At 48.1% G+C, this 22,751-nt stretch carries 24 protein-coding genes; 19 read left to right on the plus strand and 5 right to left on the minus strand.

The window, feature by feature from the left end; all coding sequences use genetic code 11:
* The 5 genes from ACFVVF_RS12605 (at window position 1) to ACFVVF_RS12625 (ending at window position 2,825) form a co-directional block, all read left to right on the plus strand.
* Complete coding sequence (locus ACFVVF_RS12605) at window positions 1-1,170, plus strand: KamA family radical SAM protein (RefSeq protein WP_387809565.1); 1,170 nt, start codon at window positions 1-3, stop codon at window positions 1,168-1,170.
* Between the two features lie 149 nt (window positions 1,171-1,319).
* Window positions 1,320-1,664, plus strand: a complete 345-nt coding sequence (locus ACFVVF_RS12610; protein ID WP_387809568.1) for a hypothetical protein — start codon at window positions 1,320-1,322, stop codon at window positions 1,662-1,664.
* Window positions 1,665-1,682: 18 nt separating this feature from the next.
* Entirely contained in the window at window positions 1,683-2,126 is a 444-nt protein-coding gene (locus ACFVVF_RS12615; protein ID WP_387809570.1) for a hypothetical protein, read from the plus strand.
* 24 nt (window positions 2,127-2,150) lie between these two features.
* Window positions 2,151-2,633: a putative periplasmic lipoprotein gene (locus tag ACFVVF_RS12620; protein WP_387809572.1), complete on the plus strand. Its 483-nt coding sequence runs from the start codon at window positions 2,151-2,153 to the stop codon at window positions 2,631-2,633.
* Window positions 2,634-2,669: 36 nt separating this feature from the next.
* On the plus strand, window positions 2,670-2,825 hold the full coding sequence (locus ACFVVF_RS12625; protein WP_387809575.1) for a hypothetical protein: 156 nt from the start codon (window positions 2,670-2,672) through the stop codon (window positions 2,823-2,825).
* Between the two features lie 28 nt (window positions 2,826-2,853).
* Here ACFVVF_RS12625 and ACFVVF_RS12630 read toward each other — a convergent pair whose 3' ends face one another.
* Window positions 2,854-3,135 carry an ArsR/SmtB family transcription factor gene (locus tag ACFVVF_RS12630; protein WP_387809578.1) on the minus strand — a complete coding sequence of 94 codons (282 nt, stop codon included), beginning with the start codon at window positions 3,133-3,135 and terminating at the stop codon, window positions 2,854-2,856.
* Between the two features lie 258 nt (window positions 3,136-3,393).
* Here ACFVVF_RS12630 and ACFVVF_RS12635 point away from each other — a divergent pair, with 258 nt between their 5' ends.
* From ACFVVF_RS12635 to ACFVVF_RS12700, 14 genes are all read left to right on the plus strand, one after another.
* Window positions 3,394-4,287, plus strand: a complete 894-nt coding sequence (locus ACFVVF_RS12635; RefSeq protein ID WP_387809581.1) for an ABC transporter permease — start codon at window positions 3,394-3,396, stop codon at window positions 4,285-4,287.
* Between the two features lie 2 nt (window positions 4,288-4,289).
* The gene (locus tag ACFVVF_RS12640; protein WP_387809583.1) at window positions 4,290-5,186 is read left to right on the plus strand and encodes a carbohydrate ABC transporter permease; all 897 of its coding nucleotides are present in this window, start codon (window positions 4,290-4,292) and stop codon (window positions 5,184-5,186) included.
* 67 nt (window positions 5,187-5,253) lie between these two features.
* Entirely contained in the window at window positions 5,254-6,927 is a 1,674-nt protein-coding gene (locus tag ACFVVF_RS12645) for a type 2 periplasmic-binding domain-containing protein (RefSeq protein ID WP_387809586.1), read from the plus strand.
* Between the two features lie 99 nt (window positions 6,928-7,026).
* A complete protein-coding gene (locus ACFVVF_RS12650) occupies window positions 7,027-8,868 on the plus strand; it encodes a cache domain-containing sensor histidine kinase (RefSeq protein WP_387809588.1) in 1,842 nt (613 codons plus the stop codon).
* Window positions 8,869-8,878: 10 nt separating this feature from the next.
* Window positions 8,879-10,522, plus strand: a complete 1,644-nt coding sequence (locus ACFVVF_RS12655) for a response regulator (protein ID WP_387811416.1) — start codon at window positions 8,879-8,881, stop codon at window positions 10,520-10,522.
* Window positions 10,523-11,701: 1,179 nt separating this feature from the next.
* Window positions 11,702-12,592 carry a fibronectin type III domain-containing protein gene (locus ACFVVF_RS12660; RefSeq protein WP_387809591.1) on the plus strand — a complete coding sequence of 297 codons (891 nt, stop codon included), beginning with the start codon at window positions 11,702-11,704 and terminating at the stop codon, window positions 12,590-12,592.
* Window positions 12,593-12,804: 212 nt separating this feature from the next.
* Entirely contained in the window at window positions 12,805-13,359 is a 555-nt protein-coding gene (locus ACFVVF_RS12665; protein WP_387809594.1) for a helix-turn-helix domain-containing protein, read from the plus strand.
* A 47-nt stretch (window positions 13,360-13,406) separates the two neighbouring features.
* Window positions 13,407-14,153, plus strand: a complete 747-nt coding sequence (locus tag ACFVVF_RS12670; RefSeq protein ID WP_387809597.1) for an AzlC family ABC transporter permease — start codon at window positions 13,407-13,409, stop codon at window positions 14,151-14,153.
* Complete coding sequence (locus tag ACFVVF_RS12675; RefSeq protein ID WP_387809600.1) at window positions 14,144-14,464, plus strand: AzlD domain-containing protein; 321 nt, start codon at window positions 14,144-14,146, stop codon at window positions 14,462-14,464. Before ACFVVF_RS12670 ends, ACFVVF_RS12675 begins: the two co-directional genes overlap by 10 nt.
* 145 nt (window positions 14,465-14,609) lie before the next feature.
* Window positions 14,610-14,765 carry a hypothetical protein gene (locus tag ACFVVF_RS12680; RefSeq protein ID WP_387809602.1) on the plus strand — a complete coding sequence of 52 codons (156 nt, stop codon included), beginning with the start codon at window positions 14,610-14,612 and terminating at the stop codon, window positions 14,763-14,765.
* Between the two features lie 243 nt (window positions 14,766-15,008).
* On the plus strand, window positions 15,009-15,464 hold the full coding sequence (locus ACFVVF_RS12685) for a helix-turn-helix domain-containing protein (RefSeq protein WP_387809605.1): 456 nt from the start codon (window positions 15,009-15,011) through the stop codon (window positions 15,462-15,464).
* 74 nt (window positions 15,465-15,538) lie between these two features.
* Complete coding sequence (locus tag ACFVVF_RS12690; RefSeq protein ID WP_387809608.1) at window positions 15,539-16,471, plus strand: hypothetical protein; 933 nt, start codon at window positions 15,539-15,541, stop codon at window positions 16,469-16,471.
* Between the two features lie 239 nt (window positions 16,472-16,710).
* The gene (gene hisC / locus ACFVVF_RS12695) at window positions 16,711-17,826 is read left to right on the plus strand and encodes a histidinol-phosphate transaminase (RefSeq protein WP_387809611.1); all 1,116 of its coding nucleotides are present in this window, start codon (window positions 16,711-16,713) and stop codon (window positions 17,824-17,826) included.
* Between the two features lie 134 nt (window positions 17,827-17,960).
* On the plus strand, window positions 17,961-18,605 hold the full coding sequence (locus ACFVVF_RS12700) for a hypothetical protein (protein WP_387809613.1): 645 nt from the start codon (window positions 17,961-17,963) through the stop codon (window positions 18,603-18,605).
* A gap of 65 nt (window positions 18,606-18,670) precedes the next feature.
* On the opposite strand, the gene ACFVVF_RS12705 is transcribed toward ACFVVF_RS12700, so the two are convergent.
* Genes ACFVVF_RS12705 through ACFVVF_RS12720 form a run of 4 tightly spaced genes read right to left on the minus strand, consistent with a single transcriptional unit; the run spans window position 18,671 to window position 22,749 of the window.
* Window positions 18,671-19,768, minus strand: a complete 1,098-nt coding sequence (locus tag ACFVVF_RS12705; protein WP_387809615.1) for a GerAB/ArcD/ProY family transporter — start codon at window positions 19,766-19,768, stop codon at window positions 18,671-18,673.
* 14 nt (window positions 19,769-19,782) lie between these two features.
* Window positions 19,783-20,016, minus strand: coding sequence for a hypothetical protein (locus ACFVVF_RS12710; RefSeq protein ID WP_387809617.1), 234 nt, complete (start codon window positions 20,014-20,016; stop codon window positions 19,783-19,785).
* A gap of 13 nt (window positions 20,017-20,029) precedes the next feature.
* On the minus strand, window positions 20,030-21,247 hold the full coding sequence (locus ACFVVF_RS12715; RefSeq protein ID WP_387809619.1) for a Ger(x)C family spore germination protein: 1,218 nt from the start codon (window positions 21,245-21,247) through the stop codon (window positions 20,030-20,032).
* The gene (locus tag ACFVVF_RS12720; protein ID WP_387809621.1) at window positions 21,244-22,749 is read right to left on the minus strand and encodes a spore germination protein; all 1,506 of its coding nucleotides are present in this window, start codon (window positions 22,747-22,749) and stop codon (window positions 21,244-21,246) included. The genes ACFVVF_RS12715 and ACFVVF_RS12720 overlap by 4 nt, the downstream gene beginning before the upstream one ends.
* Window positions 22,750-22,751: the final 2 nt, after the last annotated feature.

Genomic DNA, 22,751 nt, shown 5'->3' on the forward strand with positions numbered 1-22,751 from the left:
GTGCAGAAGGTACGGTACATTACGGATGTTGCAAAAATGGACAATTTGTCCGAGCACGAAAAAGCCGTTTTAAAGCCGATTACGGACAAATTCGTTTTTCGCGTCAACGATTATTACCTCCAGTTAATCAATTGGGATGATCCTCATGATCCGATCCGCAAGCTCGTTATCCCCAATGAAGGGGAGCTGTCTGAGTATGGACGCTGGGATGCTTCGGACGAGGATACAAATTATGTCGTTCCGGGATGCCAGCACAAATACAGGACGACGGCGCTTCTGATCGTCTCTGAGGTTTGCGGCTCCTATTGCCGCTACTGCTTCCGCAAGCGGTTGTTCCGCAATGACGTCAAGGAAGCGATGTCGGATGTAGCTCCGGGGCTTGCTTATATTGCGCAAACTCCTGAGATCAGCAATGTGCTTCTCACTGGCGGGGACAGCCTCATTCTGGCAACCTCCAAGCTGCGTACAATTATTGAAGGACTCCGAAGCATCGATCATGTCAAAATCATCCGGCTCGGCTCCAAAATTCCGGTATTCAATCCGATGCGGATTTATCAGGACGAGGAGCTGCTGGAGCTGATTCGCACCCATTCGACGGAGGAGAAGCGGATTTATGTCATGGCGCATATTAACCATCCCCGTGAAATTACGCCAGAAGCTAGAAGAGGGTTCAAGGCGCTGCATGACGCAGGGGCGATTGTCGTGAACCAAACTCCGGTGCTTAAGGGCATTAACGATGATCCGGCCGTATTGGGCGAGCTGCTTGACCAGCTGTCGTGGGCAGGCGTTACGCCTTACTACTTTTTCGTCAACAGGCCGGTGGCCGGCAATCGCGAATTTGTGCTTCCGCTAGAGCGGGTGTATCAAATTGTAGAGGAAGCGAAGGCAAGAACTTCCGGTTTGGGCAAAAGAGTGCGCTTGTCCATGAGCCACACCTCCGGCAAAATTGAAATTCTGGCCATTGATAACGGCAAAGCCTATCTTAAGTATCATCAGTCAAGAGACGATAATTACGGGCAGTTCATGGCGCTCGATTGTCCGCCCGATGCCGAATGGTTCGACGACCTTCCCGGCAGCGAGCAATACTGGACGAAGCCGGTCAAGAAGAACGATGCGATCATTTCCGTTAATGAAATGGAGCGCAGTCCTAGTTGTGCGGCAGCTGATTAATAGAGCCGGACAATAAAATAGTAGCCTTTTGGGGAGCAGCAAAGTCATTTTAGGACTTTTGCTGCTTCTTTTGTTTTCCAATTATTGATAAAGTGGTAAACTGAAAGGTGAATTGTAGCAAATTGGAAGAGAAACTGGAGAGATTAGAGATGGATCGAAAAATAGTAGTCAAACTGACGAATCTAATTGGATATACGGCCAGCATATCGACGATTTTATTATGGATTATTTTTGTATGGGTGAATCCTTATGGTCCAGGGCTGGAAAAAACGAGTGCATTTATTACCTTTATGATGCTTGTGCTTCCTGCCGTTATTTTTGGCACGGGTCTCATGCTGGAGAAAAGCATGATTTTGCTGGCAGCATATATTTGGAGTTTTCCGTATAGCATGTATATGGTAGTTACGCCGGGCGTGTTTATGCTGTTTGGCATGACCAGCTTCATCTATTTCATCTGTTTTATGATGTATCGGCTTCGCGGCGTCAAATATTAAGAGGGAGTTGCATCTAAGGTGTTGAAATCCAGACACACAGCAGCAGTTATATTGATACTGGCCGCTATTATTTTATTGTTTAGTATTTTCTCTTTAGTGAAGAAACAAGAGGCAGTCCAGAATAAAATCGACAGGACCTTCATCGAACAGTTATCTAATGTAATAACCGGGTTTAGTATGAAGTTGACTGGTGATGAGGGTATCTCCTCTTATCAGCGGTGCATAGCGTCAGTTGCAGCAGCGGCTGCAATGTCGCCGCTTACCTCTTACGAGGAGGAAAACGATGAGCTCGATATCGCTTTGCATAATTTGTATATGGCGATGCTTAATGCCGATTACAAGGAAGAAATAGTGAGTAATGATGCTCTTTTTCGCGAATTGTTTCTTAATTTGTCCCGCAACCCGAAAGATAAAGGAACAACGGATGCGATTATTAAATTTACCGCTAGCCTGCAACGGTAGCGCAGCAAGGAACGAGGCAACAGCGTGAGAAAATGGATTTTCATCGTATTGATTCTGTGCGTTCTAGCATTGGCGGGCTGCTCGTCAGGCAGCCGTCTCGTTTTTAATGATGAGGATATTCGAATCAGAGCAGTAGCTCTCCAAGTGAGAGAAGACTTCACCGAATATAATATTGAAGTGAGAAATGAAGGCAAGATCGAATTGAGGAACCTTCATTTCTATCTTTCTTTTCCTGTGATTACCTCGAATGGAACGAGCGATAATCCATTCAGGCTGGAAGGAAAAACAGAACTGAATCGTCCGGTTATACTCCGTCCAGGCGAACAGACCGTATATACGTTTATAGCGCCTATCAAAAAAGTGTTCGGAGATTCCGAGCTTCTTGATTTTAATCAGCCCAGCATCGATTTAAACGGTACATTCTTATATAAGAAGAAAGAGATCCCTTTTGGAATGGGAATGGGCTGGGGTGTTGTCGAGGACAGCGATAAATGGAGCAGCAGCTAGCAGCGGCTAATTAATTGATAACATCAGGAGGACCTTATGTGGCTAATCATTAGCATCATTTTTTTTGTTTTATGCATCTCAAGCATTATAGGCAATCAGATGGTTTCCTTGCGCAAAATGGATGCGATGCAGAAATCGCTGGATGAAATGAACCAGAGCCTGCAGGAGCTGAATGCGAAGCAAAAGCATTAACAGCTTGTCGTCATATGGAGGCAATGATTTACTCCAACAAATAAGGCGCGTATCTTTGCGCCACTTTGTGATTTACGCGGTAGTAGATATACGTACCGTCCTTGCGTTGATCAAGCAGCCCGCATTCTGTCAGTTGCTTCAAGTGATGGGAAAGCGTCGAGCTGGCTACCGATTCGAGCTTGGTTCCAAGATCAGAGCAGCATAAATCGGCATCTTGTGTAAGAAGCATGGCGATTTTGATTCGGGTAGGCTCTCCGAGTGCTTTGTAGACTTTAACAGCTTGACGTACGTCTGTATTTTCTCCTGCCATCGTAATTCACCTTTTTTCAATCATAATCTTTCTATATCTGTAGAAACAAAATAGCATACCTGTTGCTAGAAAGTAAACCTGACCTGCTTGGAAGCAGTCCGTACCCCTCCTTGGAATATTAATCCTCTGAGAAAAGCCCACTTCGGGCTTTTTTGTCGTTTCTATCGTTTTCTCCAATCAAATTGATGAAAAACCAATCGTTGTGATATGGTTCCGCTTTCATTTCCTCCCTATACTTTTAAACAAAGGGGTGACACGATGCTTGCAAGTCTGAGAAAATACCGCTGGCAGTACATGATGATTTTACCGGCCTTCGTACTTTTGTTTCTGTTCAATTACGTACCGATGACCGGTATACAGGTAGCTTTTAAAGATTTTCACATCGGCCTGACGGTATGGAACAGCCCGTGGGTCGGCTTTGAAAACTTTGCATTTTTGAAAGATGATCAGTTCTGGATAGTAGCGCGAAATACGATCTACATCGCGGCACTTAAATTTGTGTTCGGTTTCCCGGCACCAATATTGTTAGCACTGTTAATTAATGAAGTTCGTCATAGCGTCTTCAAAAGATTTGTTCAATCAGTCAGTTATTTGCCACATTTCTTCTCCTGGATTGTTATTGCTTATATTTTGCAATCCTTGCTTACACTCGACGGTGGATTGGTCAATCAGCTCATTACGAATCTAGGCGGCGATCCGGTCTTTTTCCTGGGCTCTACCGAATGGTTCCGTCCGATGATCGTCGTAAGCGGTCTATGGAAGGAAGTCGGCTGGAATACGATTCTGTATTTGGCGGCGATTACTACCATTGATCCCCAGCTGTATGAAGCGGCTAAAGTGGAAGGCGCCGGCAAGCTGTCGCAGATTCGTCATATTACGATACCGGGCCTTATGCCTACAATTACGATCATTCTCATTCTGAGCATGCCGAGCCTGATTGCTGTCGGAATGGATCAAATTTATCCGTTAATGAATCCGGCAAACCAGCCGGTAGCAGATGTACTTGATACGTACATTTTACGCAGCGGCTTGCAGCAGGGCTACTTTGGACCGGCAACCGCTATGGGCCTTATCTCTTCGCTCATCAGTCTGATCCTCGTCGTAACTACTAATAAGATATCCAACAGGATGAACGGGGAGGGGCTCTGGTAAGCATGAAACTTTCAACTGGCGAAAAGGTAAGTCAGATAGTTATAGTTGTGTTTCTGGGCCTGTTATGCCTATCTGTTATTTATCCGTTTATGTACATGCTGGCGATATCGCTAAATGTAGGCAGTGATGCCGCAAAAGGCGGAGTATACTTATGGCCGCGGGAGTTCACTTTGTACAATTATGAAGTCGTTCTCGGCAATTCGGTTATTCAGCACGCTTATCTCATTACGATTCTCCGTACGATTGTCGGCACGGTATGCGGCTTGTTCATTACATTAATCGCAGCATTTGGCTTGTCCTACCGGGCGCTGCCGCTGCGGAATACGCTGCTTGGCTACATTCTGATTACGATGCTGTTCAGCGGCGGATTGATTCCGTTCTACATTCAGCTCTATAACTTGAATCTGATCAATTCCTTCTGGGTGTATATCATTCCAACGGCTTTCTCGGCCTGGAATATGTTCGTCATGATGAAATTCATTCAAGGCATTCCGGATGCGCTCATCGAATCGGCTGAAATCGACGGCGCTAACCCGGTACGCATCCTATATTCGATTATTATTCCGCTATCTAAGCCCATGCTTGCGGCGCTTGGTTTGTTCACCGCCGTTATGCACTGGAACGACTGGTTTGCAGGGGCGTTCTACGTATCCGACCAGACTCTGATCCCGGTGCAGACCTTCTTGCAGCAGCTGCTTTCCGCCCAGGATATATCGGTCGTCCTTGGCTCCAACAACAATCAGGAAGCGATCGCTCGGGGCTCGATGCTATCCAACGTAACCCTGATGTCGATCAAGATGGCTACGGTTATGGTCAGCGCGCTGCCAATCCTGTGCGTCTATCCGTTCCTGCAAAAGTATTTTGTTAAAGGTGTATTAATCGGTTCGGTCAAAGGGTAAGCCATAACTAGCAGGTATAGGGCATCACCACATACCAATTTACAAGACGAGAGAGGGGAAGCATGACATGATAGCAAAACGGGGAGCAAAAGGATGGGTCGCATTAACGCTTGCAGCTTTGATGCTCGTTCTGGCAGCTTGTTCGTCAGGCGGGGATGGCAAGAAAGAAGAAGGCAGCCCGAATGCCAGTTCTACGGCAGCGGCAGGAACCGGGTCCAAAGCGTTTAAGCTTTGGCTGGGCTGGACCGCAACGATCAATAACGACAGCATGGTACAAACGTATTGGAGAGAGAAAGAGCCAGGCATTAACGTTCAGATCGAGGCTACGCAAGGCGATGCCATGACGGCGCTTAATCTGAAGCTGAATACGGGCGGATTCGAGGATGCGGCAATTTTTGGCCGTACCGATATCGTGACTTCCGCTATGATTAAATCCAATACGGTTCTGCCGCTGGAGCAATACTTCGACATGCCGGACAAATATCCGGGTCTGGCTGCTATTCCGAAGGTTTATCTGGACAGAATGAAGGATAAAGACGGCCATATCTGGTCGATTCCGGCCTGGTTTGACCAAAACCCGCAAGACCCGTGGCCGGGCTGGGCTTCGCTGGGCTGGTTCGTCCGTTCGGACGTGCTGGAGAAAACCGGCATGACGGTTGATGATCTGAAAACGATCGACGGCGTTGAAAAATATTTGAAAGCTGCTGCTCAGCAAAAGGATGCTTCCGGCAAAAACCTCATTCCGCTCAGCTTCTTGTCTGATGCGAATGATGAGAATGTCATTCTGAGCACCTTCGGCGTAACGGTTGCTTCGGCAGGCGGCGTCGTGCCAGTTGAGAAAAAAGGCGAAGGCGTTGAATTCATCTACGATAATCCGCAATACAAAGCGGCTTACCAATGGATGAACAAAATGTACCGTGAAGGATTGATAGATCACGAGGTTATTACCGACAAGAAAGAGCGTTACAAAGAGAAAAACAAAACCGGCCGCGTTGCGCTGAATGCCGGCGGATTCTTCAATATGGATGCTCAGCTGTGGGAAGTGCTGGACGGTCCTACAGAACCGGCTTGGTACTATCAAGCGATTCCTTATCCGCAAGTAGAAGGCGTAAGCAAAGTAGGCGCGAATCAAATCGTCAACCCTTACCCGGCTAACGATATCTTCATTAACAAAGATACGAAAAATCTCGAAGCTATCTTGAAGTTTTTCGATTACACGCTGACGCAAAAACCGGAGCAGCAGCAGGTTGTCAGCGAAGGCCCTCCAGGCGTGTTCTGGGATTGGACCGATCAGCCGCTTGGCAAATGGACTTACACGGACGAGAAGTATCAGCAGGCGCATGATTCCGGCGATGCAGCGAAGGTTGCAAGCACGAACCCAGGTCTGTATGGCGCTGCTTCTTACAGCAACGAATGGTATCCATGGTGGAACTACGGCGTAACGAAGCCGGAAGGCCGCTTGAAAACGATCCAATTCACAGAGAGCATCGGCAAAATGGGCGGCATCCGTGTCGCTGAAGCGTACGATATGGTAAAAGCGGAATCGGGCGGTTTGTGGGAGAAATATTTGCCTGAGCTTGAGAATGTAAGAAAAGAGTTCAAAGCCAAGCTGTTGATGGCTAAGGACGACGCTGCGTTCGAAGGCGCATGGAAGGACTTCCAGGCTGCGCTTGAGAAACGTGCGCACTGGACGGACCTGAAGAAAGAATGGCAAACATCATTTGATGCGACTAAAGCTTAATGGCATAAAAGAGGGACAGGGGAAGCCGCAGCTGCGGTTTCCCCTTCGTTCCCGTACGGCGCGCGTGCTATACTGAACGTGTGAAAGGGGTCAGGCACCGTGAGATTATGGCTGGAGAAACAAGTGATTCGCTTCACCCGTGGCATGAACCTGCGCAGCAAAGTGCTTGTTATGTACGGGCTTATTTTGGTTTTGCCAACTTTGGTGTTAGGCGGCAGCGCCATTTACTTGGTCATTCAAAGCTTTCATCAAAGCTATTTGACGACGGTAGATGAGGCTGTGAGACAAACGGCGCAAAACGTCGCTTTTGGCAAAAAAAGCTATGATTTGCTCGCAGTCCGAACAGCGACAGATGGTGAGCTCATTTCGAGATTAGGGCGCAGCTACGCCGATATGACTGAAATATTGGATACCGTCAATTATGTGGACCGCACATTCCTGATTACGAGCAAATATTTGCCGGGAATTGCGGATTTTCGCATTTATCATACGAATGAAACGCTCGTACAGGACGGACAGCTGCTATGGCGGCCGGAGAAGCGGTCGCTGGTCGGCATGGATGAGCAGGCCTGGTACGAAGAGGCGGCCAGCAGCGATCAAGCGCTGCGCTGGAGCAATGCGCCAAGCAATCCGAAACAAATTGTCATTACGCGCAAAATTATGGGGGCCGACGGCAGTGTGCTCGGCATGGTCTACATTTTACTCAATTATGACAGCGTTTTCGGTGAACTGCTTGACAAACCGTTCAAAGGCGCCGGCAATTTATTTGTCGTTGACAGCAGCCGACATGCGATTGCCGCAACGGAGACCGACAAAATCGGCAGCCGGATCGTGACGAAGGAATGGCCGCTGAGCGGGAAGGAGAAAGATCCAGATTTAGATGTACATTCAGATTTAGATGTAGATACGAATGCGGATGGTTCATCGCCAGTGTATGATCTCACTTCAACGAAGGAGCTGTTGATCGCCAAGCCGCTTTCTTCCGGCTGGGAGGTCGTTGCGCAGCTGCCGATGCAGTATATGGACAGCCAGAACCGTAGGATTTTGCTGCTGAACGTTTCGATAACGGCACTCTTTCTTTTATGCTCATTGTTCCTGATCATGACGATCGTCAAAAATATGGTATGGCGCATCCGCAAGCTGGGAACACGAATGAGCGACCTGTCGCGCGGCCAATTCGAGGTTAGCGTCCGCCATAATAATAATGATGAGCTCGGCGACCTGGAGAGCATGTTCAATTCGATGTCCGAGCGGCTGGGCAAACTGGTGGAGGATATTACGAAGGCGGGGCTGATGGAGAAGGAGCAGGCGTTCAAGGCGCTTCAAGCGCAAATCAACCCGCATTTCATTTATAATTCCTTAAGCCTGCTGCGCTGGCGCGCGCTGGACGTGCAGGATGAAGGACAAATTCAGATCATCGACGCGCTAACGACCTTTTACCGGCTGGCTCTCAACAATCAAATTAGTGTCATTCGAATTCGAGATGAGCTGGAGCATGTGAAAGCCTATTTGGACATTCATCAATTCCGTTATCCGGACAGGGTACGTGTGGAGTGGGATGTGGACAGCTCGGCTCTCGATTTCTATACCATTAAGACGGTGCTGCAGCCGATTGTAGAGAACTGCTATTTGCATGGGGCGATTACCCGGAAAAAGGATGCGGTTATTCGCATCTCTGTTCATCGGGAGGGCGACAACATTCGAATGGCCGTCTATGACAACGGCAGCGGCATTGCCGAGAACGTTCTCAGCGGAATTGAAGCGGGAACCCATCGGGGGAAAGGCAACGGATTCGGCACGGCTAACATTAAGGAACGGCTATCGCTTTATTTTGGCAGCAGGGCTTCATTCATCATAGAAAGCGAGGCTGGCGAATGGACACGGGTAAGCATCGTATTCCCGGCTTCCACAGAGCAGCCTGTGATTAGGAGGGAAATATAATTTGTTGAACGTGATGATCGTAGACGACGAGCCTTCCAACATTCAAGGGCTGGTCCGTTATATCAAGTGGCAGGATCACGGCTATGCGTCTCCGGTGACGCATGAATCGGGAGAGGAAGCGCTGGAGGCGCTGCAGGAGATGGAGTTCGACGTCCTTATTTCCGACGTGTCTATGCCCGGGATGAACGGGATTGAGCTGGTGGCAAGAGCCAAAGCGCTTTATCCCCATATTCAGGTTCTGATGATTAGCGGCTACAATGAATTCGAATTTGTTCAGGATGCGATTCATGTCGGCGCTCAAGCTTATGTGCTGAAGCCGCTCAAATTCGAGGAGGTGACGAGCCGGCTCGACACGTTCCGGGCAACGCTGGAAAAGATGCGGCAAATCGTCGAGCAGACTAGTGAGCTGGAGAAGAAGGTGTCCGGCAGTCTGAAGGTAGTTAAGGAACGTTTCGTCAACGACCTAATCGGAGAAATGGTGCAGACCGACGACATGCTGCTCTCGTGGGAAAGCCTTATGGAGCTGCCACAGGTTGACCGCGGATTGCGAGTCATTTTGTTTGGCCTCGATCACTTCCTGTCCTTAAGCAAAGATGCCAAGGAGCGAATGGTGCTGGGCAGCGGCTTTCGCAAAACGGTGGACGTCGGCTTATCCGATCTGGAATCGCTGTATGTAGCGCAGACCTCTCCGGATGAAATCGTCGTGCTGCACGCCAATCCGACGCCGGAGGAAAGCACAGTATTGGAGAAGCAGATGGTTTTTATCCAGCGCATGATGGAGGAGCAATACGGCTCCACTGTAACGGTCGGCCTAAGCCGGACGGGCAATGGGTGGGAGGATGCATCGCTTTGCTATAAAGAAGTGAAATTCAAGATGGCTCAGGCGCGGCTCATGTCGGACGGTCAGATTGTCCACTATGACCCGACGGATTCGCATGAATTTAAGGAATACCGGCTTCGCGAGGAATTTATGCCGAACATCGTCAAGCTGATGGAGTCGGGTGACCGGGCCCAGGTTGGCGAATATATGAACCGGGTGTTCGGCTTGCTGCAATCTCAGGAGCCGTTCTCCTTCTCTTACGCTCAAGCGTTCGGGATGAGCTTTCTGAGCGAGCTGATCCGGATTTTGAAATGGCAAAACGGAGCGGAAGGCGAAATCAATATATTAATGTGGCGCAGAATGCTCGATTGCAGCAGTACGAGCCAGATCATTGAGCTGCTGGTCGAATATGTGGATCGCTATATGCTCGTTGAGAAAAAAGAGCAGGGCCATCAGCTCCATAATCTGATCCGGCAAATTGCCACGTTCATCGAGGAGCGCGTCCACGAAAGCTGGACGGTCAAGCAGCTGGCTGAGCAGTTTAACTTGAACGCGAGCTATTTAAGCGTGCTGTTCAAGAAGGAAATGGGGAAGACGATCTCCGAGTTCGTTCAGGAGACTCGTATCCAGCTGGCAAAGCAGATGCTGCAGGACCCGAGTATTAAAGTGTACGAGGTCGCCGACCGGGTGGGCATTCAGACCTCGGCGTATTTCACTTACTTGTTCAAGAAGATGGTCAACTGCACCCCGCAGGAATTCAGGGACCATCATTATTCTGCCCAAAGCCCGGGCAGCGGAAGCGGCGGCGGGGCCAAGCCGGGCGCTGGGCGCTAGAGGGCAGGGGCTTAGAGCAAGAGGAAGAGCAAGAGCAAGAGCATGCTTTGCATGGCTTCAAGCCTCTCGCTAAAGTTTGCTTTATATTGCTTCAAGCTTCTCGCTAAAGCTTGCTTTGAATGGCTTCAATTCTCTCGCTTAAAGCATGCTTTGGATTGTCTCCTTTGCCTGCTGGAATGTACACGAATAGGAACTGAGCTCACTTTACTCGCCACGTACACGCAGATAACTTGCTTCAAGCCTCCTGCTAGCCGTACGCTCTCGACGCCTAACTTACTTGTTTTGCTTAAAGGCTACGCAAAATGCAAATGCGGCTAGACTCTAGGATCGCCACTAATCTGGAGCTTTCCCGCCTCTACATTGGATAAATCCAATGTAGAAGCGGGAAAGCGGCAGAGAATGTGCCTACGTTGGAAATATCCAACGTAGGGGTGGAAAAGCAGCGTAGAATACGCCCTACGTTGGAAAAATCCAACGTAGAGGCGGGAAAGTGGCAGAGAATGTTCCCTACGTTGGAAAAATCCAACGTAGAAGCGAAAAAGTAGCCAAGAATGCGCCCTACGTTGGAAAAATCCAACGTAGAAGCGAAAAAGTAGCCAAGAATGCACTCTACGTTGGAAATATCCAACGTAGGGGCGGAAAAGTAGCCAAGAATGCTCTCTACGTTGGAAATATCCAACGTAGGGGTGGAACAGCAGCGTAGAATACGCTCCACGTTGGAAAAATCCAACGTAGAGGCGGGAAAGTGGTAGAGAATACACCTTACGTTGGAAAAATCCAACATAGGGGTGGAAAAGCAGCATAGAATACGCTCCACGTTGGAAAAATCCAACGTAGAGGTGGAAAATCAGCGGCTTAGCACTACCTTGACAGGGTAGAGGTCAAAGTTTCGATCCCTGTTCAGATCAGCATACTTAAGCGACCGGAACCCTTTAGAAATCAAGGGTTCTTTTTTGCATGGCGATAATTCTCTCACTAACGAGAAGATAGTAAGGAGCAGAAGAAGCTCACTTAGGCGAAACGTGCTGTTAATAATAGATCAGAGCGTATTATTAAGATGATAATGTGTTTTTTTATCGAGTTTGACAGGAAGGATTGTTTACTTTAAATGTCAATGTTAACCTGATTTTGTAAGAAAAACGAATCATTAAAGGAGGAAGATGACACAAATTAACGGGAATGAAAGGGCAGTATGCAAGCGGCTTAAAAACTCAAATGGAGAAGGAAGTGTCGATCTTGAAATTGAAAAAATGGCTAGTTGCTTTGATTGCCCTTATGCTGCTGATTCCGGCGATGTCTGCTAATGCTGCGACGGGTGCTTACGTAACGAATGTTACATCCAATTCATTGACCTTGTTATGGACGCTTCAGTCCGGAGAAAATTATGTTCATGTCTATAAGGACGGGGCCTTTTACTCCACAATGGCTGGGAATGGCATCAATGTTACGGGGCTAAGCCCTTGCACGACGTATAATTTCAATGTTGTCAGCGGCCAGAGCGGGTATAGCAGCACATCGACATCTGCAACTACATTAGGCTGTGATCCGGCTCCAACTGCTCCGGTAATTACGTATACAACCAGCCCTTACTACAATATCAATCTTTCATGGACTTCGACAAACGCAACCAACTATGACATTTACAAGGATAATGTGTTTGTGGCCAACACGACAAATACATCCTACACGATTTCAGGCTCGATTAGCACGGCCTATACGATTAAAATTGTCGCCAAAAATAATACAGGACAGTCGGCTTCTTCAACGATTAACGCTACGTCCCCTGGCTTCTCCAATTCATGGACGGCAAATCTGAACGCAGGGAACATCAGAGTAGGTGCGGCTTTATACAACTCAAGCTATGCGTTTTCCACGGTCATGTATATGGATCTGTATCGCGTAACGGCTTCGGGAGACGTGTTTGTAGCAAGCACTAGCGTAAATCTTAACCCTTCGCAAACGACGGGAGGCTGGTACAACCTGGCTTACGGCCAGCCGGCGGGAACCTACAAAGTCACACTTCATTCTACTTATGCCACGACATCCGGAGCTTCATTGGGGAACTTTTAATCAACTAAAATGATATTAATGCGAAAAGAGCAGACGGGCTCGCTGTAGCGAACCGTTCTGCTCTTTTCTTTTATTTTGTGAGCATCGGAAGCAAGGATTAGGTTGAGCGCAGCGCATCCGCGTATAGCAAAGCGGTGTTCTTTTTATTCAATTTGTATGTTATAATAAACAAAAATATATTATAACGCACGTTTGAAACAGGAGGGACCATCATGCATCCCATCAACATTAGCATCAGCAAAAATGTACTAAGAATAAGAAAGGATCGGAAGCTTAGCTTAGACCAAGCTGCTGAACTGACAGGAGTCAGCAAAGCGATGTTAGGTCAGATCGAGCGAGGCGAGACGAATCCTACAATAACTACGCTCTGGAAAATCGCGAACGGACTGCGTGTCTCTTTTTCCTCCTTGCTGAAGGACCAGTCAACGCCGGTTACTCTTATTGCTAAGGAAAATGTAGAGGCGCTGTCAGAGAATGAAGGGAAATATCGCGTGTACCCGTTATTCCCCTTCGATCCGAAGAAGCAGTTCGAAATCTATGCGTTGGAAATCGACCCGCAATGCAGCCATGAGTCGGAGCCCCATCATGAAGGCGTGGAAGAATATCTATCGGTATCCGAAGGGACGTTGGAGCTGCTGATTGAGGATGAGTTATTCGTCGTGAACGAAGACAGTACGATTCATTTTCAAGCGGACAAACCGCATACCTACCGGAATTCGGGAAATACAACGGTCAAATGTATGCTTACGATTCATTATCCGGGCTAATGGCGAGGGGTGAAGATATAAGAAGTGCAGGAGAGGAGTTTAAAGGCTTGGAAGCTAATAAAAATCATATCCCGGCACATTCTCATGCACAGGGAGCTACACAACCCGAGGATACCTTCCTCCAGGGTGTGAAGGATTGTATTCCGACTTTGCTGGGATATTTAAGTATAGGATTTGCTGCTGGTGTTGTTGGTCATACCTCGGGGTTGAGTATTATGGAAGTCACTCTGATGTCTCTGTTAATCTATGCTGGTTCTGCCCAGTTTATCGTCGCCGGAATGCTGGCAGCTCAAGGCTCGGCGATTGCAATTATCGCAACGGTATTCATTGTCAATCTTCGCCATGTGCTGCTGAGCGCAGCGTTGTCGCCGTATTTTCGCCAATTAACCCCATTAAAGACGATGATAATCGGCTCGTTACTTACGGATGAGACATTCGGCGTTGCTGTCAATCAGACAGCCCAGAAAACAGCCATTAGTGCGAAGTGGATGAACGGTCTTAATGTGACGGCTTATCTCAATTGGATTGCGGCTACGGTAGCCGGTGCTTTTTTGGGCCAGTGGATTACAGACCCTGAGAAATATGGTTTGCATTTTGCTCTGCCCGCCATGTTCATAGGGCTTCTTGTTACACAAGTTATGAGCCGCGGAAAAATACGCAGAGATCTGTTTGTGGCATGCAGTGCGGTGATTCTTGTCATCGGAGCAAGCTTTGTGCTGTCCGGAAGCATGGCTGTTATTGCTGCAACCGTCATTGCTGCAACATTAGGAGTGGTGGTGGAAAAGTGGAAGTAAGAGCGGATGTGCTGCTGATCATTATCGGCGCGGCGCTGGTCACCTTAATCCCAAGAGTAGTTCCGCTTATGGTGCTAAGCCGGATGAATATACCAGACTGGGCTATGCGATGGCTGAATTATATTCCGATAGCCGTCATGGCGGCGTTGGTCGGAGAACAATTAATGACAGCAGATCATGGTCTTTTTCAAAATAAAGTAGAGCTGCTGGCTGCGCTGCCGACTTTTGCGATGGCTATATTCACCCGCAGCCTGCTGGGAACCGTAGTAGTTGGAATCGTTTCTGTGATGGTGCTTCGTTTGATTTTATAATTGGAAAATTGTTAAATGAGGAACATTTTCACTCGGATGTTTGCTAAAATAAAGTACATCCTAAAAGCTTTAACGACATCATAAGACTCTGCCTACAAGATCGATTATCTGAGGCAGAGTCTTTTTTCATAGGGAGGGACTTGGTATGGAATATGTATTTTTGGTAGTTGTGGCGTTCTTTATTGTCGCTTTGGGAGTTCGCGTCGGATTGGACTATTCCAAGAACACGCAGTATACGAAACAAGTATTGAAAGAGTTGAGGGAAATCAAAGAGCTGCTGCAAAAAGGCAGCGAGAAGTAGAAAATGGGGGGCGATGGCGTGACAGAGAGCCAATTATATTATTCAATACCTGACGGTATGCTGGGTCCTGACAAGACAGTGATCTGAGCAGGTGAAAGCGGAAATTATCCGCGATTTATACGGTTAAATGAATTTTGTAATCCGAATAATTACATATTGGTACATATTATTACCTTTTGTCTAGACAGAGGGTTTTCTTTGCTTTACAATCTCCTTAAATGGAATGAATTGGAGGGGACTGGGATGTACAAAATCGATGATTTGGCTGAGCTGCTGGATATGCATGCACGAACCATTCGAAGATACATTCATGAGGGCAAGCTAATTGCGATGAAGGTAGGCGGGGAATGGCGAGTAAGCGAAGAGGAGCTGAACCGGTTTTTGGGCAAAAAAGTGCAGCAGCTGCATGAAGAGTCTCTGCAGCATGTCGATGAGTATTTGGGCAAAGGCACGACTGAGATTGACGGGATCTACCAGGTCTGCTCGATTATCGATTGCTATGTTGACGGCGCTAAAGCGGCGTTGATTTCTCAGGAGTTAATCCAATTGCTCAATGCCGATGACCCGGAACGGGGAAAAGCCAAGTTTCAGTACTTTTATCTTCAAGAAGAGAAGAAGAGCAGATTCATCGTATGGGGAAAACCGGGATTTGTAGGCAAGCTTCTGCTGACTATCGAAACGTTATCCAAATTGGATTAAACTTGCGTACGCTTCTAAACAAAAACACGTTCTCCCTCGTCTATGTAGAAAATGGATGAAGGCGGGGTTGAAGCGTGAAGTACCGGTATGGTTGGATCATAATAGCATCAGCCGCAATGCTAGCGTCAGGCTGCGGTGCAACGGAGCCGAATGTACGAGAGCAGCATGTTGCCGGGCAGCAGCAGCATTCTTACGCTGAGAACGTTAACCCGATAGTACAAAATGAAGCAGCATCCGGCGATGATGCCATAGAACGGTCGCCGGATGCTGCTTCCGGATTATTGTCCCCGCTGCCCGACGAAATCAGCTTGTCCTTCACGCCCTTACAACTGGAAGAGCTGCAGCAGGGCGTGCCGGATAAGAAATGGACGCTCAAGCGGACGATTTCTTTTGGTCAAATCAACAAGCGGGAGGCTGAACTTAGCATTTACGAAGAGCTAGGAGAGAGTGACATAATATCCCGCTCTTATTACGGTGTGCTGCTCGTAAACAAAACCTCCTATTTGATCCGGGACGTATCCGCTTCTCTAGCAGCCGACAATGCAGAGACAGACTGTACTCAAACCTGTCTATTCCAGCGGATGCTCCCCGGTCAAACCCGATATGAGCTGATCGGAGGAATAGAGCTTTTAGCTAACGGACCTGGCCGGGCGCTTTACCTCGTTTATGATCATGAGAAGCATCAGCTAACAAGCTTCGAAAGCTGGGGAATGCCTGATTTTATTGACTTAGATGGAGACGGAGCGGATGAATTCATTATCGAATTCCAAGGTCTGCATTTGTCTTGGCCCGATCTATCTATTCTGAGAGTAAATAACGGAGTTATTGAACTTAGCCCCTCTGTCGTCGATCCCGTCAGATGTAATCAAGGCGACTATGCTGTAATAATAAGGGATCAGCAGTCGCCGCCTCTCATCCGTCTGTCCAATATTCAATACGAGGATAAAGTAATGGATGACTATCTGTATTCCAAAGGAAATTTAATCAAAATAATCTCCAGTCCGTAGTTCTCCTAGCCAGCCCTTCATTCATAACAAGAATCGCTTTGGCATCAACAATAGTTGCGCTAATAACCACTCTAAGGTGTATACTATTTCACAATACGGATTGATCTGGACGCAACGAAGCGTATATTCAATCATGCCAGTCAGATTGAGCGCGGCAAGCAGGATGCGAAGCATGGAGATTTTAGAATGGGCGATAAAACGCACTCATACAATGATCGCATAGGGGAGAGGGGTTAAGCATGAACAGCAATTTGGATACGGAAAAAGAGCAAGTGGCGCCGCGGCGGGCATTGGGACAACTGAAGCCTTATACAGCCGGCAAACCTATATGGGAAGTCCAGCGGGAATACGGAGTGGAGCGGGTTGTTAAGCTCGCTTCTAACGAAAATTCGCTAGGTCCTTCGCCCAAAGCGGTGAAGGCAATGCAAGAAGCATTAGCGGAGCTGCACCGCTACCCGGATGAGCGGTCCTCTGGTTTGATTAGCGAATTAGCCCGTCAATATAACCTTTCGGACGACCATTTTATTGTCACGAACGGAGGGGACGAGCTCATTCTGCTTATCTCGCAAGCGTATTTGGAAGAGGGCGATGAAATTATCGTGCCCGAACCGACGTTTAGCGAATACGCATTTGGCGCTCATCTGATGTGCGGCGCTGTTGTAAAGGTTCCTTTTCAAGAAAATTACAGCTATAACGCAGATCATATACTCGCGGCAGTAACGGACAAAACAAAGCTGATCTACCTGTGCTCGCCCAACAATCCGACCGGCACCTATTTGCCGGAAGCGGAGCTTCGCCGCCTTCTCGATCGTCTCCCGGCAAGAGTGCTCGTTGTAATCGACACCGCTTACCGGCATTACGCTACAGCTTCTGATTACTCAGATGGCGCGGCATTTATTCGCGAGGGCTATCCGCTGCTGGCGTTAAATACCTTTTCGAAAATATACGGTCTGGCCGGCATTCGCGTCGGCTTCGGTATCGCGCCGGAAAACGTCATCCGCACGCTGCTGAAAGTGAAGGAGCCGTTTAATGTCAACGCGCTGGCGCAGGCGGGAGCTCGAGCTGCCTTGACCGATTATGAACATATCGAAGCTTCGCGTGCCATGAATAAGGCGGGCCGGGAACAGCTGTACAGCGGAATGCGAGAGCTGGGTATCTCTTATACGGAGAGTATGGCAAATTATGTACTAGTGGAGCTTGGGGAAAAAGCAGACCATATCTATAATCAGCTGCTGCAACGGGGCATTATTATTCGTGCGGCCAAAGGCTGGGGGCTGCATCAGCATATGCGGATTTCCGTCGGTACGGAGGAAGAGAACCGGATCTTGCTGGAGGCATTGGCAGAGCTGATCTAGCGCTTGATAGCAGGCGCTCAGGTAAAAGAGGACAATCGAACCTAAGGGAAGGTTCAGCTGTCCTCTTTTCTGTTTTCCAGTTTTTAGTCATATGATAAACTGAGCTCATGATTAGACTGAAAAGGAGTGTTAAAATGGACAATTCTACGAGCAGCATACCTGGCGCAGCAATTCGGGGAACAGCATCGGGTGTCATTTTTATGGCTTTTTTCGGTACATTCTGGGCCTATACGGGCGTAATGGGCTTGCAGGGCTGGGGGACCGCATTGCTCCTGATCATTGCTGTGGCTATTGGTCTAGTTTTATTTCTAAGCGCAGCCTCGCTTATACGCGCTTCCAGAAAGCTGGCTAACCAAGGCTCGAAATCCGACCTGCGCGTCAGCAAAATGAAGGGTAAGAAGTTCTATTTTATTTTCGCTGGTGAAGGTGTTGCGATCTATATCGCCGTTCTCCTATGCAACTCGTTGGGCCGACCAGAGTTAATTCCCGGAATAATTGCGATCATCGTCGGCATTCATTTTTTCCCGCTGGCGCCTCTGTTCCAGGTGCGGCTTTACTACGTGACAGGAGCTTTATTATGTCTGCTTCCGATTGTAACGTGGCTTAGCTTCTCGCAAAAGGTAATCATAGATGGCCATGAAGTAGTCGCCTATATGGCTATAATTGGGCTAGGTTCTGCTCTTATTTTATGGGCGACGGGATTGGCTGTATGGCTGCAGGGCAAAAGCTTGCTGTCGGCAGCAGCAGCCCAGCAGTCCGGCAAGCCGGTTGGTGCATAACGAACCGAACCGAATCGAATCGTTGCTTCTGTTTGTATTGCTCAAATGATTACACGCGGCTACGGTCACATCTTTCCACCGAGCGCTTTTCTTACTGATAGGGCGAGCAGCAGCAGCAGCGGCACGAATACCATAAAGATCGTCGCAAAGGGAGACCAGATTTTAGATAGAAAGTCTTGAACGAAGATCGTATTGGGGTAGCTTAATAAAGCCAGCACGATCATACCGAAGCCCATAGGGATGACGATCGGTTTCGATTCCTTAAGCTTGCATACCTGAGAGAGTCCGAGAACGGCAGCGTCAAAGGTTATGACGACTTTGATCATGATCGAAATAACCCAAATCAGCATCATGACGCCTTCTATCCGCTCAAGGAAATGGCCGATGCTTATTTTTTTGGCCAGCACGTAGGCGGGATACAGCTGATTGGAGGTTACCAAGAAGCTCATTACGCCAATACAGCAAGCTGTCGTAATAATGAGAACAACGCCGCCGACCAGCACGCCGCCTACAAACGCATTTCTGCGGTTGCCCGATCGCTTCACATAAGGGTAAAGCATCATAAGAACGATAATTTCCTGCAGCCCGAAGAAGGAATATCCGCCTCGTATGACAGGCTTTAAGCCGAACTCCAGCATAGGCTGAAAATTCCGGTAGTCTATAATGTGCAGCATGGAAATAATGAGCAGGCTAAACATGAAAATCATTAGCGGGAGAAAAATTTCTGCCGCCCTTGAGTAAACAGCGATGCCTCCTCTGATGACCGCAACGACGAGTATTACAAACAGAATTTGCAAAATTTCAATCGGCGTTTCCGGCATAATTTGTGTCGTCATAAAAAATCCGAGATCTCCCACCATCAGGGAAGCCAATAGGAGGAAGAAACCAATATAACACAAAGCGAGCAAGGCGCCGATCCATTTTCCGAATGCGGCGATACAAAGCTCGATTAGCGTTTTTTGCCCAAACCGCTCCCCTAGCGAAACGTATAGAAGTGCCAGTAAGCTGTTAAGCACAATGCCGAATATGGCGGCAATCCATGCATCTTGTTTAGCCTCATGAGCAAGCTGTGCCGGTGTAATAAGAATGGAGGTGCCAATCATGAACAAAATAACGAGTATCGTGTACGTGCGGACAGTAATCAGCGGACTCGCCTTTATCATCTCGCTGCCTCCTTTCAGGAGAGTAGGCTGTATATCGCTTTGGAATAAGAAGAGAAAGCCGCTTGGATCCATTTCAACGGATTTGGCGGATGATTGGAGTAGATATAAACCACACTCCCTGCCGTCATGAGGGCCATTAAGAGAAGGTGCAGCATTAGCACTCCCCGCTGCCGCTCTCTTACTAATTGAGGGATATCAACAATGCCCGACCATAGCCAAACCCCGATTATGCCTACCCATAGCCACATTGTCTATCGCCTCCTATCTCGTTTCGTTTTGCAAGGAATGAACCGTAGTACCGATTCTTCGAATCGTGACCAAAGCCCGTACATTGATTTCCACATTCTCAAACGTTTTGTTCCAGTCCTTGATTACCCGCCATTTCTTCGGATAGGCACGGTGCAGCACATCGCCGAATCCGTAGATATCAACTTTAAGCTCTTTCTGCGCTTTACGGATAGAGTTCTCCAGCAGCTTCTCGTATCTTTTATTTCCTAGCTGCTCCAATAAGTGAAGATTATCCGGTTTGGAGATGTCGAATTCGCAGCCGACATCCCTGACATCCTGTTCGGTTTTCAACAGCACATCAAAGACAGGTTTCCCTTCCTTATAGTTGACGTGAATCGCAGCATGCGAGCTAACAATTTGAAACGTAATAAGACCGTCGCGATTTGGACATTCCAATATGCCGGTCGTTTGCGTAATGTTGTTCTGCAGGTAATTGAGCACCTTTGTATCGGTTTCATTCAGCCAGCCTGTCATTTTATCAAATTTGAAAGCGGCCATTCCTGCGTACTTTAATACAGCGGTAGGATCGATATAATTGGCATCCGTATAATTATCGCCTCTGGATTTCTGACCAATGATTTCTATAGCAGTCAGAGAAGGGTTTTTCCCTTGCTTAGAGAGGTCTTCTATCAGCTGATCGAGCGTGATTTTGCCAGTAGCAGCCCAGAGCTTATCGGATGTCTCCAGCTTCGTGAATAAATTGTTCGAAGGAATGGGATCCATCGGGCTGTACGTTTCCAAAACTTTATCCGCAGTCGTATTTTTCGCTACGATCAGATAGAAGTCGGTCCGCATTTCCCGGTTACGGGCTATGAAATCCAGCGGTTTGCTAATGCCTTCACGCGCCACTTCCTCACCTACAATCAAGATACGCAAATGGGAGAAATAAAGCTGACGGGCAGCCTTCACCGTCATTCGGCTCAGCGCTTCGGGAATAGTAGCACCAGTAGCGTCATAGGTGACCACGGGACTAAAATTTCTGCTCCCCCCTTGCCGGAGGCTGACCTGGCTGGGATTGACGATCTGAGCGCTTACTTTATACTTCTCTCCCTTTTTATCAATCCCGAGTCCCACGACGATACTGATATCATTCAGCTCATGACGGCTCCAGCAGGAGGACAGCAATCCGGTGCAGCAGGCGAGAGCAAGTGAGACAAGGAGTAGACGGGTTATTCTGCGGATATGTCTCATGATTTTTTTTGCCTAACCAGCTGTTTAGGATGTAGACTTTTTGGCCGCGTAAACAGTTTTGGAATCGGGAAGCGGAAAAATGTATCCTTCTGGTCGCTCCCTTTAAAAGGAGCGAGCGGCGCCATATAAGACACCCCGAATGATCTTAGGCTGCATAGATGAAACACAATGCCAATGACCCCTATAAATACGCCGTATAAGCCGAAGGTAGCGGCCAGCATCATTAACACAAACCGGATGATACGGGCAGCTATCCCTAAGTTGAAGGCCGGCAGCACAAAGTTGGAGATGGCTGTGATGGAGACGACGATAACCATAGCTGCACTGACGAGCCCGGCTTCTACCGCTGCTTGTCCGACAACAAGCGTGCCTACAATGGAGATCGATTGCCCGACTGTCTTCGGCATGCGGACGCTGGCCTCCCGCAGAATTTCGAAGGTAACCTCCATAATGAGCGCCTCGATAAACGCCGGAAAAGGCACGCCTTCCCGCTGGCTGGCTAAATTGTAAAGCAGCGTAGTCGGCAGCATTTCTTGATGGAAGGTCGTGATCGCGATATAGAAGGAAGGAGTGATCGTTGCCAGGAAAAAAGAAATGAAGCGAAGCAAGCGGATCAGCGTGCTGAAATCCGATCTTTCATAGTAATCCTCACTGGATTGAAAAAACTGCGTGAACAAGGCAGGCACAAGCAGCACAAAGGGGGTGCCGTCTACCATAATAGCTACCCGGCCTTCAAGCAGTCCGGCTGCGATAACATCCGGCCGCTCCGAGTTGAATATCGTCGGAAAAGGGGAGTATTTCTTGTCCTGAATATGTTCCTCCAAATAATTGCTTTCCAGAATACCGTCGATGTCGATTTTTTGCAGCCGCTCGCGAACCTGTTGAAGTACACTGTCGGCGACAATATTATCGATAAACAGAATGGCCACTTTTGTCTTAGTTACACGGCCGATTTGAAGGGTCTCGACCCAAAGATGCCGGCTGTTGATTTTTCTCCGGATCATGGCAGTATTCCAGCTAAGCACTTCGGTAAAGCCTTCCCGTGGTCCCCGCACGACTGATTGCACATTGGGTTCTTCGACGGGACGGGCTTTCAGATCCAGCGTGGAGACGCCAAGTGCTTGGGAGCAGCCTTCGAACAGCAGGATCGTATTTCCTGTAAGCAGCAGATCGTACATGTCATCAAAGGTATGGACATCCTGTACGGAGCCTTCTGTAATGACGGATTCCTTGCAATAATTCAACAGCTCAGCCGGAGTTGTACAGCGGGTGGTGCTGCTGTTTTCAGAAAAAATAGACTGCAGCATGGAAGTGGAGCTTGATAGTCCGTCCATATAAAGGATAGCGCCCTGCAGCGGCAGATCATGGATCAGCTTTACTTGCAAGTAGCGCGTAATCAGGTCAGGACTATGTCCGAGGCCTTTGGTGACCTCGTCAATATTGCGTTTCAGCTCGTTATATAAGGAATTGACGTTAGTCTTTTGCTCGGCTTTCTTGACCATCG

This window comes from Paenibacillus sp. NPDC058174 (assembly GCF_042883865.1).
Taxonomy (GTDB): domain Bacteria; phylum Bacillota; class Bacilli; order Paenibacillales; family Paenibacillaceae; genus Pristimantibacillus.

Bases quoted from the DNA above. Each gene is read 5' to 3' on its own strand.
- ACFVVF_RS12610 (WP_387809568.1), top strand. From the start codon at position 1,320: ATGGATCGAAAAATAGTAGTCAAACTGACGAATCTAATTGGATATACG.
- ACFVVF_RS12625 (WP_387809575.1), top strand. From the start codon at position 2,670: ATGTGGCTAATCATTAGCATCATTTTTTTTGTTTTATGCATCTCAAGC.
- ACFVVF_RS12630 (WP_387809578.1), bottom strand. From the start codon at position 3,135: ATGGCAGGAGAAAATACAGACGTACGTCAAGCTGTTAAAGTCTACAAA.
- ACFVVF_RS12635 (WP_387809581.1), top strand. From the start codon at position 3,394: ATGCTTGCAAGTCTGAGAAAATACCGCTGGCAGTACATGATGATTTTA.
- ACFVVF_RS12640 (WP_387809583.1), top strand. From the start codon at position 4,290: ATGAAACTTTCAACTGGCGAAAAGGTAAGTCAGATAGTTATAGTTGTG.
- ACFVVF_RS12645 (WP_387809586.1), top strand. From the start codon at position 5,254: ATGATAGCAAAACGGGGAGCAAAAGGATGGGTCGCATTAACGCTTGCA.
- ACFVVF_RS12660 (WP_387809591.1), top strand. From the start codon at position 11,702: ATGAAAGGGCAGTATGCAAGCGGCTTAAAAACTCAAATGGAGAAGGAA.
- ACFVVF_RS12665 (WP_387809594.1), top strand. From the start codon at position 12,805: ATGCATCCCATCAACATTAGCATCAGCAAAAATGTACTAAGAATAAGA.
- ACFVVF_RS12680 (WP_387809602.1), top strand. From the start codon at position 14,610: ATGGAATATGTATTTTTGGTAGTTGTGGCGTTCTTTATTGTCGCTTTG.
- ACFVVF_RS12685 (WP_387809605.1), top strand. From the start codon at position 15,009: ATGTACAAAATCGATGATTTGGCTGAGCTGCTGGATATGCATGCACGA.
- hisC (WP_387809611.1), top strand. From the start codon at position 16,711: ATGAACAGCAATTTGGATACGGAAAAAGAGCAAGTGGCGCCGCGGCGG.
- ACFVVF_RS12700 (WP_387809613.1), top strand. From the start codon at position 17,961: ATGGACAATTCTACGAGCAGCATACCTGGCGCAGCAATTCGGGGAACA.
- ACFVVF_RS12705 (WP_387809615.1), bottom strand. From the start codon at position 19,768: ATGATAAAGGCGAGTCCGCTGATTACTGTCCGCACGTACACGATACTC.
- ACFVVF_RS12710 (WP_387809617.1), bottom strand. From the start codon at position 20,016: ATGTGGCTATGGGTAGGCATAATCGGGGTTTGGCTATGGTCGGGCATT.
- ACFVVF_RS12715 (WP_387809619.1), bottom strand. From the start codon at position 21,247: ATGAGACATATCCGCAGAATAACCCGTCTACTCCTTGTCTCACTTGCT.
- ACFVVF_RS12720 (WP_387809621.1), bottom strand. From the start codon at position 22,749: ATGGTCAAGAAAGCCGAGCAAAAGACTAACGTCAATTCCTTATATAAC.